This window comes from Variovorax sp. SPNA7, assembly GCF_033807855.1.
GTDB lineage: Bacteria > Pseudomonadota > Gammaproteobacteria > Burkholderiales > Burkholderiaceae_C > Variovorax > Variovorax beijingensis.
On the sequence record NZ_CP138514.1, the window covers coordinates 579,000 to 593,012 of the forward strand.

Here is a 14,013-nt window from a genome sequence, read left to right on the forward strand (position 1 = left end):
TCGCGTTATTTGATAACGCTCCTGCGCGCCAGCGATTCGAACCGGCCCTCCCCCATGTCCAGCAGTTCGCGCAGCACCTCGCCCGTGTGCTCCCCCAGGTGCGGCGGCGGGTGGCGCACATCCGAGCGCGCGCCGTCGATGACGTAGGGCGGCGCATGGACGGCCTGCGCGCCGGCTTCCGCGTCCTCGAACCGGTGCCAGACGCCGGCCTGCGCCGTCCGGTCGGACTGCAGCGCCTCGTACAGGCCCAGCACCTCGCCGCACGGAATGCCGGCCTTGTCCATGCGCACGAGGAGATCGGCGCGCGGGAACTGCGCGATGCGGCCGAGCAGGATCGGCAGCAGTTCGTGCCGGTGCTTCGCGCGCTCGGTGTTGGTGGCGAACTTCGGATCGGCCGGCAGCTCGGGGCAGAGGATCACCTCGTCGCAGAACTTCCTGAACTGGCCGTTGTTGCCGACGGCGATCACCAGCGGGCCGTCCGCAGCCTCGAACACGCCGTAGGGCACGATGGACGGATGCGAGTTGCCGAACTTCGCGGGATCGCCCTTGTGGAGCCAGGCGGTCAGCCCGTAATAGGACGTGATCATCATGCCGCTGTCGTAGAGCGACATCTGGATGTGGCGGCCTTCTCCGGTGCGCGTGCGCTCGTACAGCACCGCGAGGATCGCCTGGGCCGAGTACATGCCCGTGAACATGTCGACCGCGGCGATGCCGAACTTGAGCGGCCCCTGGCCCTCCTCGCCGTTCATGGCCATGAGACCGGTCTCGCCCTGGATCACCAGGTCGTAGCCCGGCCGCGCCTTCTCGGGGCTCAGCACCGAGTAGCCCGAGATCGAGCAGTAGATGATCCCGGGGTTGAGCTTGCGCAGATCTTCGTAGCCCAGGCCCATCTTCTGTGCACCGCCGTACTTGAAGTTCTGGATCACCACGTCGCACTGCGCTGCGAGCTCGCGCACGAGCGCCTGGCCGTCCTCGTCCTGCAGGTCCACGCAGATGGAGCGCTTGTTGCGGTTGCAGCTGTTGAAGTAGGAGGTGTTGTGGCGGCCGATGCGCACGCCCCAGTCGCGCGTGTCGTCGCCGCGCTCGGGATGCTCGACCTTGATCACGTCGGCACCCAGGTCGGCCAGCGCCATGCCGCACAGCGGGCCGGCCATCACGCGCGACAGGTCGAGCACGCGCACGCCGGCCAGGGGTTGCATGGAAAGGTGGTTCTTCATTCGGGGGTCCTCGGGGCACCCGCCCCGGGGCGCCAGAACACCCAGTCTAGGAGCGCACCCCTCCCGCCATGCACCGGCGCATGAAAAGGTGCTTTGTAGTTTCAGTCGAGCCCGTCGAAGTCCGCGTCGTCGGGCCCGATGTGCGCGGGCGAGCGCCAGCCTGCATCGCGCATCGAGCGCGCCACCTGCTGCTCCACGCCCATCAGCACTGCGAAGATCGCCATGCGCACCGGGATGCCGTTGTCGGTCTGCCGGAAGATCGCCAGCCGCGGATCGTGGTTGAGGTCCACGCTCAGGTCGTTCGCGCCCGGGCGCCCGTCGCGCGGCAAGGGATGCATCAGGATCGTGTCGGGCTTGCAGACTGAATCCACCAGGGCCTTGCACACCTGGAACTCGGGCGTGTAGCCCTCCAGCGTTTCTCCGTTCGCGAACCGCTCCTTCTGCACGCGCGTGGCGTAGACCACGTCGGCCCCGCGCAGCCCCTGCGCCAGCGAGGAGGTCTGCTCGACGACGTGGCCGTTGCGCGCGACCAGCTCGACCAGGTAGGCCGGCATCTCCAGCGAGGGCGGCGCCACCAGCGTGAACTTCAGCCCGCGGTACAGCGCCAGCAGCCGGATCAGCGAATGCACCGTGCGGCCGTACTTGAGGTCGCCGACCATCGCCACGTGCGTGCCGTCGACCAGCTTGCCCATGCGCGAGAACTCGCGCTGGATGGTGTACAGGTCGAGGATGGCCTGGCTCGGGTGTTCGCCGGGGCCGTCGCCGGCGTTGATGACCGGAATGTTGGTGGCGCGCGCGAACTCGGCCACCGAACCCTGCTCGGGATGGCGCACCACCAGCGCATCGACATAGCCGCTCATCACGCGGCTGGTGTCGTAGATCGACTCGCCCTTGGCCATCGACGAGAAGGTGAAGCCCGTGGTGTCGCACACAGTGCCGCCGAGCCGGCAGAAGGCGGCGCCGAAGCTCACGCGCGTGCGCGTGCTGGCCTCGAAGAACAGGCTGCCGAGCACGGCGCCTTCGAGGATGCGCGTGACCTTCTGCCGGCGCGCGATCGGCTGCATCACGTCGGCGACGTGGAACAGGTCCTCGAGGCTGCCGCGGTCGAACTGCGCGACCGACAGCAACTGCGGCTTGCCTTCGGCCGCAATGCGCTGCGCGAGCGGGCGCTGCTGCCCTGTGCCTGCCAGGCCGGCGCCGGTGTCGAGCGCCTCGCGCTGAAGAATCTCGGCAACGAACTTGCCGACCATCTCCGGCATCGCGCGCGACTCGCTCGAATCGGACGGCAGCAGCCAGGTGTCGAGCGCGCGGCGGCGCACGCCCAGCCGTTCGGAAAACGCGTCGCGCGTGAGATTGAGGCGGCGCATCGCGTCGCGCAGGAGGTCTTGCTGTTGGCTCATGCGCGAAATATACGCCATGAGCGAAAATTCAGACAGAAAATATACTCATTGCGTATATTTTGTTCCGCCTGCCGGATCGACGGCTAAGGCGCGCTGCCTCGCGCCTTCTTCTTCGGCGCATTCCGGGCCTCCCGCCGCGACGCGCCCGGCGGGCCAAAGTCCGGCAACGGCCGGCGTGCCATGGCCTCGGCGGCCGCAAAGGACATGCCCAGCCCGCGCAGCACCATGGCGGCCACGGTGATGTCATGGTCCGGCGGCGCCGCGCCACTGGCCGCCGTGCGCATCGCCTGCGTGCAGGTGCCCATGATCATGTCGAGGGCGGCCGCCTCGCTGCTCACCTTGAAGACCCCCTGCGCCTGCCCCAGCCGCAGATCGGCCAGCGCATAGGCCGCGACGTGCGACAGCAGCTGGGGTGCCGCCGCCGCGACGTCCATCATCAGCAATGCCCAGGCGGGGCTTTGCCGGGCCAGCCAGAGGTAGCGGCGATTGCCGATTGCCATGCGCCGGGCACCTTCGGCCACGCCGACCTGGCTGTCGGCAATGCGCTCGCACATCGTTTCCGCGAGCCAGACCGCAACCGCCTGCACCACCTCTTCCTTGGTGCTGAAGTGGTTGTAGACGGTGCTCGGCGTCATGCCGGCCTGCCGCGCGATCTCCTGCATGGTGGAAGCGCCCACGCCGCTTGCGGAGAACGCCTGCACGGCGGCCGCCAGCAACTGGCGGCGTGTGCGCTCGCGCTTGCCGAGGCCCTCGGGCTGGGCCGCCAGGGCCTCGGCCAAGGGCATAGGCAATCCGGCCAGTGCCATTCCCTGAAAATTTATCATATCGTTCAATTTTGGACATGCCATCCAAATTTGTCCATACCGATCATTTTATGGGGATCCTCATGTCGGCCGTCCTGAACCTGGCATATCTGCCGCACCGCCACTGCAATCAACAGGCGGAGGCCGCGCGATGAATGCATCTTCGACAAGACCTGCCACCCGCTGGCTGCGTCGCGGCGCCTGGGTGCTGCTGGTGCTCGGGCTGCTGGCCGCAGCCGTGGTGTGGGGCGGCCTGCAGTTGGCCGACCGGAAGATGGCGCGCCGCGTCGATGTCGACGTGCAGCCGGTGGCCCTGCGCGCACTCACCGACACCGCGGCCATCGCACGCGGGCAATATCTCTATGCCTCGCGCGGCTGCGTCGACTGCCACGGCGCGAGCGGCAGCGGCCGCACTTTCATCGACGACCCGAACGGCCTGCGCGTGGCCGGACCGCAGATCGCCCCCGGCAGCGCGAGCGTGACCGCCGGCTATCGGCCGGAGGACTGGGTGCGCGCGATCCGCCACGGCGTGCATCCGGGCGGCCGGCCGCTGATGATCATGCCCAGCGAGGACTACAACCGCTTCACCGACGACGACCTGGCGGCCCTCGTGACCTACATCCGCAGCATGCCGCCCACGCAGGGCACGCCCGCGGTGGTCGACCTGCCCTTGCCCGTGCGCGCGCTCTACGGCTTCGGCATGATCCAGGATGCCGCCGCAAAAATCGACCACGCGCGGCCGCCCGCCGCGCCGGTGCCCGAAGGCGTGAGCGTGGCGCATGGCGCCTACGTTGCGAACATGTGCCTCGGCTGCCACGGAGCGAAGCTGGAGGGCGGCCAGATCCCCGGCGGTCCGCCGGACTGGCCCCCGGCCTCGCGGCTCGCGACCGGCGACGGATCGGTGATGCCGCGCTATCCCGATGCGGAATCGATGATGCGCCTCTTCAAGACCGGCCAGCGCGCCGACGGCACGCCGGTGCGCGTGATGCCCTTCGAGTCGCTGCGCGAGATCAGCGAAACGGACATGCGCGCACTCCATCTGTTCCTGCAGCAGCAGCGGCCGTCGCCCCAGGGCTGAAGGCCTTTGGGAACGATCCGGCAAGGCGCCATCACTGCGCCTGCAGCACCAGCGCCGCCCCCTTTTCCGCAATCATGATCGACGCGGCATTGGTGTTGGTCGACACCATGGCCGGCATCACGGCCGCGTCGATCACGCGCAGCCGCTCGATGCCGCGCACGCGCAGCTGCGGGTCCACCACCGAGAGCGCATCGCCGCCCATGCGGCAGGTGCCCGCGGGATGGAACACGGTGCCGCCCTTGTGGCGCGCGAAGGCCTCGAGCGCGGCGTCGTCGGCCGCATCGCGCCCGGGCAGGTATTCGTCGTCGGTCACCAGGTCGCGGAAGGCCGGCCGGCGGTAGATCTCGCGCAGCATCTTCAGGCCCGCCACCAGCACCTTGGCGTCGCGCGGATCGCTCAGGTAGTTGGAGACGATGCGCGGCGGCGCCAGCGGATCGGCCGAGCGGATCTGCACCGTGCCGCGCGACAGCGGCCGGCACTGGGTGGCCGAGGCCGAGAAGCCCGAAAAGCGGTGCAGCGGATCGCCCGGCTTGTCGACCGACAGCGGCATCACGTTGAACAGCACGTCGGGGCGGCCGCCCTCGGCATGCGGGCTGCAGACCATGCCGCCGACCTGCCCCGCACCTACCGTGAGCGGGCCGCGCTGGCGGAACAGCCACTGCGCACCCATGGCGGCCAGCGCGAGCGGGTTGCGCACCTGGTCGTTCAGCGACATGCGCTTCTTGAGCTTGACGATCACCCGCGCCTGGTAGTGGTCCTGCAGGTTCTCGCCGACCTGCGGCGCATCGGCCTGCACCGCGATGCCGTGGGTGCGCAGCAGGCCGGCCGGGCCCACGCCCGACAGCTGCAGCAGCTGCGGCGACTGCAGCGCGCCCGCGGCCAGCAGCACCTCGGCATCGGCACGGGCGCTGCGCAGCTCGCCGTCCTGCAGCCATTCCACGCCGACCGCGCGGCCCTGCTCGATCAGCACTCGCGTCACGTGCACGCCGGTCAGCACCGTGAGATTGGGCCGGGCGCGCACCGGTGCCAGGAAGGCCGTGGCCGCATCGCAGCGCCAGTGGCCGCGCAGCGTCAGCTGGTAGGCGCCCAGGCCTTCGGTCCGCGCGCCGTTGAAGTCCGGGTTGCGGCCGTGGCCGGCCTGCACGCCCGCCTCTATCCAGGCGGCGCAGTAGGGATGTTCGTTGCGCAGGTCCGAGACGCACAGCTCGCCCGAGGCGCCGTGGTATTCGCTCTCGCCGCCCTGGTAGCGCTCGGATTTCTTGAAGTACGGCAGCACCTCGCGAAAGCTCCAGCCCGTCGCGCCCGCCACGGTGGCCCAGTCGTCGAAGTCGGCGTGCTGGCCGCGGATGTACAAGAGCCCGTTGATCGCGCTGGAGCCGCCCAGCACCTTGCCGCGCGGCCACACGATGGCGCGGTTGCCCGTGGCCTCTTGCGGCTCCACGGCAAACTGCCATGAATAGCGCGTGTCGTAGATGGTGCGGAAGTAGCCGATCGGCATGCGCAGCCAGAAGGCGCCGCCCTCCCCGCCTGCCTCGAGCACCAGCACGCGGCAGCGCGCATCGGCGCTCAGGCGGTTGGCCAGCACGCAACCGGCCGAACCGGCGCCGACGATGATGTAGTCGTAGCCGCCGGCGCCCGCCGTCATGCCTTGACGGTCTCCAGGAAGGGCTTGGCGTCGAAGTACTGCTCGGCCTTCAGCGCGCCCTGGATGTTGGCGTTGGCAACGAAGAAGTCCGTCACCTGCTGCAGCCACTTGGTGACCGTGCCGTCCTGGTAGCGCGTGCGCCACTCGGCATTGGTGTAGTACTTGGAGGCCTTGAACTGCTCCTTGAAGTCGGCCAGCGGCACCTCCTTGTACTGGGTCTTCTGCAGCATCTCGGCCGCGGCGTCGGGCTTGCCGGTGACCACGTCGTTGACCTCGGCCCATGCGGCGATCAGCTTGGTGATGACCGCGCGGTTCTTGTCGTAGTAGTCGTTGCGCGCGGCCCAGCCGCCCATGATGGCGGCCTCGGGGAAGAAGGCCGAGGCATCGATCAGCTTGCGCGCGCCCGGCAGCTTCTGGCGGATCACCGAATCGAAGGGCACCCACAGCGCCACCGCCGGCACCGCGCCGGAGATGAAGGAGGTGACGGCCTCGGTCATGCGCTGGTTGACCAGCCGCACGTCCTTGGCCGGGTCCAGTTGGCCCGAGCGCAGCGCGCGGTCCAGGAACACGTGCGCCGTGGTGCCCGTGGTGGTGGAGATCTGCTTGCCCTTGAGGTCGGCCACGGTCTTGATGCCGGCGTCCTCGCGCACCCACAGCTGGGCCGTCGCGTACTCGATGTTGTTCATCAGGAACACCTTGCCCTGGCCGCGCGCCGGAAAGTTGGACACCACGGCGCCGGTGGACAGCATGTCCAGGCTGCCGCCGATCATGGCCTGGAACAGCTCCAGTCCGGTGGTGAACTGGATCATCTCCAGTTCGAGCCCCTGCTTCGCAAAGGCACCGCGCTCCTGCCCGATCCAGATGTGGCCGTCCACGGCCGGGGTGTGCAGGTAGCCCACCTTGACCTTGGTCCGCGCCTGGGCGAAGGCCGGCATGCCGCCGGCCAGTGCGGCCGCGCCGGCGGCGGCGGCCTGGATCAGTTGTCTGCGTCGAAGGGCCATGGTGTGTCTCCTGTGGCGGGTGGTGAAAACAGCGAAGCGGTTAGGGCCTGTTAACGCTATGGAAGGGGATCGCGTTCCATAGCAACAGGCCCTAGTCCGACATGCGCACGGCCTGCCGAGCCTGGGCGGCGTATTCCTGCATGACGAGGTCGCGGATGTGCGCGCGCAGTTCGGCGAAGCGCGGGTCCTCGTGCAGGTTCTCCGCGCGCGGATAGCCGAAGGGAATGTCGATCACGGTGCGGATGCGCGCCGGCCGCGCGGTGACCACGACGATGCGCGACGACAGGTAGATCGCCTCTTCCACCGAGTGCGTGATCAGCATCACGGTCTTGCCGTCGCTCTGCAGCACCTGCAGCAGCAGGTCCTGCATGGCCGAGCGGGTCTGCGCGTCGAGCGCGCCGAAGGGCTCGTCCATCAGCAGGAATTCCGGCCGCACCGCGTAGGCCCGCGCGATCGCGAGGCGCTGGCGCATGCCGCCCGACAGGTGCTTCGGAAAATGCCCGGCAAAGTCCGACAGCCCCATCAGCTGCATGTAGCGCTGCACGATCTCCCCGCGCTCGCTGGCCGGCACGCGGCTCGCGGAGAGCTTCAGGCCGAACTCGATGTTCTGCCGCACCGTGAGCCACGGGAACACGCCGTACTCCTGGAAGATCACGCCGCGGTCGGGCCCGGGCGCGGCCACCGGTTTTCCATCGAGCAGCACCTGCCCGCTGGTGGGTTGGACGAAGCCGCCGACGATGTTCATCATCGTCGTCTTGCCGCAGCCCGAGGGGCCGATGATCGAGACGAACTCGCCGTTGCGGATGTCGAACGACACGTCGTCGAGCACGCGCATGGGGCCGTGCTCGGTCGGAAAATCCACCGACACGTGGTCGAAGCTGATGCGGACGGGTTGCGGTTGCGTCATGGCGAAGCAGCCCTCCTTCAGGCGATGCGGTCCTGCCAGGCCACGAGCCGGCGCGTGGCCAGCCGCAGCAGCAAGTCCATGACGAGCGCGATCACGCCGATGCAGATGATGCCCACGTAGATGATGTCGAGCTGGAAGAACGACGAGGCGTTCTGGATCAGCGCGCCCAGGCCCTGCTGCGCTGCGATCAGCTCGGACGCGACCAGCGTGGCCCACGCCACGCCGAGCGCCACGCGCACCGCCGTGAGGATGTGCGGAATGGTGAGCGGCACGATCACCTTGCCGAAGATCTCCACGTCGCTGGCGCCCAGCGTGCGCGCCACCTTGATGTAGATCGGGCTGATCTGCGCGATGCCCTCGTACATGACGATCACGCCAGCGAAGAACGAGGCATAGAAAAGAATCGCGGTCTTGGCCGCCTCGCCGATGCCGAAGTACACGATCACCAGCGGGATCAGCGCAATCGGCGGCAGCGCGCGGAAGAAGTTGATGACCGGGTCCATGAAGCTGCGCAGGCCGCGGTACCAGCCGAGGCAGAAGCCCACCGGCACCGCGAGCGACACGCCCAGGGCCACGCCGATGAAGACGCGCTGCGTCGACATGTAGATGTCTTCCCACAGCCTTCCGCGCGACAGCTCGATGAACTTGGCCAGCACCATGTGCGGCGCCGGCACCAGCGCGGGATTGACCAGGCCGCTCGCGCGGATGGCGTACCAGAGCGCGAGGATCAACAGCCACGGCGCCACGATCAGCAGCGCGCGCGTCAGCGGGGAAGAAGAGCTTCTCATCGGCGGTTTGTCTCTCGTTGGCGGACTTGGGCCCGTGGACTTTCGTCTCTATCAATCTGTCATACTATAGACCATACGTTTGCCTGATAAAACATGTCTTCCAAGTTTCTCGACAGTCCGATGCCGCGCTACCACCAGCTGGCGGACCTGCTGCGCCAGCGCATCGCGCGCGGCATCTGGCCGCGCGAGCACCGGCTGCCCTCGCTCGAGGAGCTGACGGCGGAATTCGGCGTGGCGCGCGTCACGGTGCGCCAGGCCATCGACCTGCTCGCGCGCGAGGGCTTGGTGTCGCCGCAGCAGGGCCGCGGGACCTTCGTCACCGGCATGCCCAACCGCGACCGCTTCATCAGCGTGGTCACCAGCCTGGACGAGCTCGCGCGCGTCTACGAGGACACGCAGCCGAAGATCATGAACATCGACGAGGCCGCAACCTCCCCGCCGCTCGCACCGGGCGAAGGCCAGCCCGCCGCGCGCTACGCCTTCATGCGCCGCGTGCACTTCCGCGACGGCCGCGCCTACTGCGTCATCAACATCTACCTGGACGAGCGCATCTTCCGCAAGGCGCCCGAGAAGTTCCGCACCAAGACCGTGATCCCGCTGCTGATCGCGATGAAGAGCGTGAAGATCGCCCAGGCGCACCAGGTGCTGACCATCGGCACCGCCGACATGGAGGTCGCCGGCCTGCTGAAGCTGCCGATGAATGCGCCCGTGGCCGAGGTGCGCCGCATCTTCAAGGACGCGGAGGACACCGTGATCTACCTGGCCGACGTCACCTACCGCGGCGATGCCATCCGCGTCGAAATGAACCTGAAACCATGAAGCCGCTACCCCTCTCCCCCGTCCACGTCGCGCGCATCGAGGCCTTCGTGTTCCGCTGCCCGATCGCCACGCCCGTGCGCACCTCGTTCGGCACCATGCACGACCGGCCGGCCGTCTTCGTGCGCGTGGAAGACCGCGACGGCGCCACGGGCTGGGGCGAGGTCTGGTGCAACTTTCCTTCCTGCGGCGCGGAGCACCGCGCGAGGCTCGTCGACACCGTGATGGCCCCGCTGCTGACCAGCCGCACTTTCGACGGCCCCGCCGAAGCCTTCGACTGGCTGACGCAGCGCACCGCCGTGCTCGCGATCCAGTCCGGCGAACCGGGCCCGATGGCGCAGGTGATCGCGGGCATCGACCTGGCGCTGTGGGACCTGTGCGCGCGCCGCGCCGGCCAGCCGCTGTGGCGCTACCTGGGCGGCGCGCACGACGGCGTAGGCGTCTATGCCAGCGGCATCAATCCCGACCGCCCGCAGGACCTGGCCGCGGCGCGGATGGCCGAAGGCTACCGCGCGTTCAAGCTCAAGATCGGCTTCGGCCGCGAACGCGATCTTGCGAACCTGGCAGCCATGCGCGAGGTGCTGGGCCCCGGCCTGCCGCTCATGACCGACGCCAACCAGGCCTGGGGCCTGGACGAGGCCCGCGCCATGGCGCCGCAGCTGGAAGCCTTCAACCTCGGATGGCTCGAGGAGCCGCTGCGGGCCGACCGGCCGTGGCACGAGTGGCAGCAGCTGTCGCAGGCCACGCGCATTCCGCTCGCGGCCGGGGAGAACATCGCGGGCCCGGCGGCTTTCGATGCCGCCATTGCGCAAGGCGTGCTCTCGGTGCTGCAGCCCGACAGCGCCAAGTGGGGCGGCATCTCGGGCTGCTGGCCCGTGATCGCACGCGGCCAGGCGGCGGGCCTGCGCTACTGTCCGCACTACCTGGGCGGCGGCATCGGCCTGCTGCATTCGGCCCACCTGCTGGCCGCGGCCGGCGGCGGCGGCATCCTCGAAATCGACGCCAACCCCAACCCGCTGCGCACCGCGCTCGCGCCGGCGCTGTCGCGCGTGACCGAAGGCAGCTGCAGCCTGGGCGAGCAGCCGGGCATCGGCGTGGAACCCGACCTGGGCGCGGTGGCGCAGCTGGCCGCGGCGGGCTGCTGACTCAGTCGGTGCGGCTGGCCGGCAGCACGACGGTCATCAGCAGCCTGGCATCTTCGAGCGCGCGCAGGCCGTGCGGCACACCGCCCGCCAGGTACAGGACCTGGTCGGCCTCGAGCAGCTTCACGTCGCCGTCCAGCTGCACCTCGACCTTGCCGCGCATGCACTGCAAGGTCATCGAGGTCGAGACGGCATGCGACGGAACCCGCTTGCCGGCCGGCAGCACCAGCCACATGAGTTCGATGTCGCGGGCCTTCAAGAGCGCGCAGGTCTCGGTTGCCTGCCCGTCGAGCGCGCCGAGGTTCACGACCTGGCCGGAGGATGCGTGAGAAAGTGCCATGGGGGCAGTGTGGCAAGGCGTGTGGGCGCTGTCCAGAGGGCGGTCCTCCCTGCCAATTTCGCCGTGGAGACTGGTTGCCTTGACCGCGAACGTGAATCGCGCCTCTCGGGACCGCGCTGGCTGGCGAACATCGGAGGACTGGACATCGTCATCCGGCGCGCTAAGCTGCCCGTGCTACCTAGCTACTTTGCAGGATCGGACAATGATCACCGTCACCTCCGTCGAGGCGCAAAACAAGTTTGAACAACTCCTGGACACAGCGCAACACGAGCCGGTCAGCATCACTCGCCGTGGGCGCCCCGCGGCCTACATGATCTCGCCTCAAGAGATGAAGGAGCTTCAGGAGGCGCGTGCACGCAGCGGCCACGACAAATCTGCGCGTGACTGGGCCACGACCAGCGCGCAGGCATGGAATGAATTCGACACCAGACTCGGCTCGTTCGCGGACGAACACTCGACTCTCTGAACCCGTGGTGCAATTCGACGTTCGACATTGATGCAATGGCGAGTTGACGACCAGCGCCTGAGGACAAGGGAACAATGCACTCTGGAGGAACCTCGATCACAGGCCCCGATGGCTCGAACTCGGCCATCATCGGTCGGTCACAGAATCGGCATCTAGCTCCGACCCGGACCTTCGCCGACGTCGTCGACGAAATCCGCAGGGTTTCAATACAACTCGACGGTCTGGCGCAGCAAGCCTGATGGCTCGGCACTCGGCCCGACGAGGATCTCGACTTCGCTCGTCTCGAACAAGGGCTGCAGGTCCGGCCCGAGATAGCGCAACTCGGCCGCCGGCAGCGCCAGACTCACCGAGCCGGCAACCCCCGGCTTCAATCGCAGCTTTGCGTAGCCCTTGAGCTCCAGCAGCGGCCGGGTCACGCGGCTCAGCTTGTGGCGAACGAACAGGAAGACCGTCTCTTCGGCCTCGCGCGCGCCGACGTTGCGCAGGCTGACGCTGATCGCAAGCAGGTCCTTCTCGCGCACGCGCCGCGGCTCGACCTGGAACTCGTCGTAGTCGAACCGGCCGTAGGTCAGGCCGTGGCCAAAGTCGTACAGCGGGCTGTTGGCCACGTCCAGGTACTTGCTCGTGAAGTGGTCGGCGGGATTCATCGGCCGGCCGGTGGGACGCTGGCCGAAATGGATCGGCACCTGCCCGAAAGCGCGCGGCCAGCTCATCGGCGTGCGGCCGCCCGGAGATACCCGGCCGGTGACCACGTCGGCAATCGCATGGCCGGCCTCGGTGCCGAGGAACCACGCAGCCAGCAGCGCATCGGCGTGTTCAGCCAGCCAGGGGACGACGAGCGGCCGGCCCGAAAACAAGATGGCGACGACGGGAATGCCGAGCGCGCGAGCACGCGCAGTCACCGCTTCGGCCAGGGCCTGCTGCCGGCCGGGCAGCGCGGGCGTGGCGCGGCTCGCCGCCTCGCCGCTCATGGTGGCGCGCTCGCCCAGGCACAGCACGACCGCGTCGGCACCGTCGCACAGCGCGATGGCCGCTTCGATGCCGCTGTCGTCGCCGCCCTCGATTTCGACGCCGGGCGCATGGCGTATGTCGGCCTGCGGCAGCGCGGCGCGCAGGCCGGCCAGCACGCTGACGGCCGGCTCGTGTTCGCCGGCGCCCCACCACGGGCCTTTCATCTCGGTGCTTGCATCGGCCAGCGGGCCGACGACGCACAGTGCCTTCGGTGCCGCAGGCAAGGGCAGCGTGTCGCGCTCGTTCTTCAGCAGGACGATGGCCTTGCGCGCGGCGTCGCGCGCCACCGCGTGCCGCTCGGCAACGGCCGCCGCGGGTTCCGGCGTTGCGCCGCGGCGGTAGGGGTCGTCGAACAGACCGAGCTGCTCCTTGAGCCGCAGCACGCGGCGCACGCTGGCGTCGATCTCCTCGATCGTCACCCGTCCCTGCTCGAGTGCGATCGGCAGGCCCTTGCGATAGGCGTCGGCCATCATGTCGATGTCGACGCCGGCCTTCAGCGCCAGTACCGCGGCATCGACGAGATCGGCCGCGACGCCGTGCTTGATCAGTTCCGCGATCGCGTTGTAGTCGCTGACGATGACGCCGTCCCAGCCCATCTCGCCGCGCAGCCAGTCGCGCAGCAAGGGGACGTGCGCCGTCATCGGCACGCCGTTGAGATCGGTGAACGCGGGCATCAGCGTTGCGACGCCGGCGCGCACCGCTGCTTCGAAGCCCGGCAGATGCACCTCGCGCAAAGTGCGCTCGGAGATGTCCACCGCGGCGTACTCCCGCCCCGCGGTGACTGCGCCGTAGGCGACGAAATGCTTCGCGCAGGCGGCCAGCGATTCGGCCGACGACAGGTCGGCTCCCTGGAACCCGCGCACCTTGGCCTCTGCGATGCGCGCGTTCAGCCAGGGGTCTTCGCCGGGCCCTTCCGCGGTGCGGCCCCAGCGTGGATCGCGCGATACGTCGAGCATCGGCGCGAAAGTCATCGCCAGGCCCTCGGCCGCGCCTTCGCGCGCGGCCTCGCGCGCCGTGCGCTCCCAGAGACCTTCGTCGAAGCTGCCGGCCTCCGCCAGCGGAATCGGAAAGAGCGTGCGATGGCCGTGGATGATGTCCAGGCCGATCAAGAGCGGAATGCCAAGCCGCGACTTCTCGACCGCCAGCCGCTGCATCTCGTGCGTGGGGCCGGCGCCGACCATGTTGAGCAGATTGCCGACGCTGCCGTCGATGATCGACTGCGTGGAGTCCCCCGCGAGCACCGGTCCGGTGACCGTGTAGCTGGAGGCAGTCATCGTCAGTTGACCCAGCTTTTCGGCCAGCGTCATCCGGGCCATGAGTGTGTCGATGCGGCTCATCAGGGATTTCGAATAGGACCCAAGGGCCTTAATGATGGCATGCTGCGGGCAGAGAGCCCTCG

The 14,013-nt window shown here is 68.7% G+C and carries 13 protein-coding genes; 4 read left to right on the forward strand and 9 right to left on the reverse strand.

Going from position 1 to position 14,013, the window contains the following annotated elements; all coding sequences use genetic code 11:
- Nucleotides 1-5: 5 nt before the first annotated feature.
- From RZE77_RS30430 to RZE77_RS30440, 3 genes are all read right to left on the reverse strand, one after another.
- Nucleotides 6-1,217: a CaiB/BaiF CoA transferase family protein gene (locus RZE77_RS30430; protein WP_319443413.1), complete on the reverse strand. Its 1,212-nt coding sequence runs from the start codon at nt 1,215-1,217 to the stop codon at nt 6-8.
- A gap of 101 nt (nt 1,218-1,318) precedes the next feature.
- Complete coding sequence (locus tag RZE77_RS30435) at nt 1,319-2,617, reverse strand: aspartate carbamoyltransferase (RefSeq protein ID WP_319443414.1); 1,299 nt, start codon at nt 2,615-2,617, stop codon at nt 1,319-1,321.
- Between the two features lie 83 nt (nt 2,618-2,700).
- Complete coding sequence (locus tag RZE77_RS30440) at nt 2,701-3,402, reverse strand: TetR/AcrR family transcriptional regulator (RefSeq protein WP_319443415.1); 702 nt, start codon at nt 3,400-3,402, stop codon at nt 2,701-2,703.
- A gap of 169 nt (nt 3,403-3,571) precedes the next feature.
- Between RZE77_RS30440 and RZE77_RS30445 the strand changes: the two genes are divergently transcribed.
- Nucleotides 3,572-4,498: a c-type cytochrome gene (locus tag RZE77_RS30445; protein WP_319443416.1), complete on the forward strand. Its 927-nt coding sequence runs from the start codon at nt 3,572-3,574 to the stop codon at nt 4,496-4,498.
- Between the two features lie 31 nt (nt 4,499-4,529).
- Here the strand turns inward: RZE77_RS30445 and RZE77_RS30450 are convergent, their stop codons facing one another.
- From RZE77_RS30450 to RZE77_RS30465, 4 genes are all read right to left on the reverse strand, one after another.
- Nucleotides 4,530-6,143, reverse strand: coding sequence for a GMC family oxidoreductase (locus RZE77_RS30450; protein ID WP_319443417.1), 1,614 nt, complete (start codon nt 6,141-6,143; stop codon nt 4,530-4,532).
- Entirely contained in the window at nt 6,140-7,144 is a 1,005-nt protein-coding gene (locus RZE77_RS30455; protein WP_319443418.1) for an ABC transporter substrate-binding protein, read from the reverse strand. The genes RZE77_RS30450 and RZE77_RS30455 overlap by 4 nt, the downstream gene beginning before the upstream one ends.
- 91 nt (nt 7,145-7,235) lie before the next feature.
- A complete protein-coding gene (locus tag RZE77_RS30460; RefSeq protein ID WP_319443419.1) occupies nt 7,236-8,051 on the reverse strand; it encodes an ABC transporter ATP-binding protein in 816 nt (271 codons plus the stop codon).
- A gap of 17 nt (nt 8,052-8,068) precedes the next feature.
- Nucleotides 8,069-8,839 carry an ABC transporter permease gene (locus RZE77_RS30465; protein ID WP_319443420.1) on the reverse strand — a complete coding sequence of 257 codons (771 nt, stop codon included), beginning with the start codon at nt 8,837-8,839 and terminating at the stop codon, nt 8,069-8,071.
- Between the two features lie 93 nt (nt 8,840-8,932).
- Between RZE77_RS30465 and RZE77_RS30470 the strand changes: the two genes are divergently transcribed.
- Both RZE77_RS30470 and RZE77_RS30475 read left to right on the forward strand, forming a co-directional pair.
- Nucleotides 8,933-9,658 carry a GntR family transcriptional regulator gene (locus RZE77_RS30470; RefSeq protein WP_319443421.1) on the forward strand — a complete coding sequence of 242 codons (726 nt, stop codon included), beginning with the start codon at nt 8,933-8,935 and terminating at the stop codon, nt 9,656-9,658.
- A complete protein-coding gene (locus RZE77_RS30475) occupies nt 9,655-10,800 on the forward strand; it encodes a mandelate racemase/muconate lactonizing enzyme family protein (protein WP_319443422.1) in 1,146 nt (381 codons plus the stop codon). Before RZE77_RS30470 ends, RZE77_RS30475 begins: the two co-directional genes overlap by 4 nt.
- Nucleotide 10,801: 1 nt before the next feature.
- On the opposite strand, the gene RZE77_RS30480 is transcribed toward RZE77_RS30475, so the two are convergent.
- A complete protein-coding gene (locus RZE77_RS30480) occupies nt 10,802-11,137 on the reverse strand; it encodes a cupin domain-containing protein (RefSeq protein WP_319443423.1) in 336 nt (111 codons plus the stop codon).
- A 202-nt stretch (nt 11,138-11,339) separates the two neighbouring features.
- On the opposite strand from RZE77_RS30480, the gene RZE77_RS30485 reads away from it, so the two are divergent.
- On the forward strand, nt 11,340-11,603 hold the full coding sequence (locus tag RZE77_RS30485) for a type II toxin-antitoxin system Phd/YefM family antitoxin (protein ID WP_319433600.1): 264 nt from the start codon (nt 11,340-11,342) through the stop codon (nt 11,601-11,603).
- 203 nt (nt 11,604-11,806) lie between these two features.
- Here the strand turns inward: RZE77_RS30485 and RZE77_RS30490 are convergent, their stop codons facing one another.
- On the reverse strand, nt 11,807-13,951 hold the full coding sequence (locus RZE77_RS30490; RefSeq protein WP_319443424.1) for a glycoside hydrolase family 3 N-terminal domain-containing protein: 2,145 nt from the start codon (nt 13,949-13,951) through the stop codon (nt 11,807-11,809).
- Nucleotides 13,952-14,013: the final 62 nt, after the last annotated feature.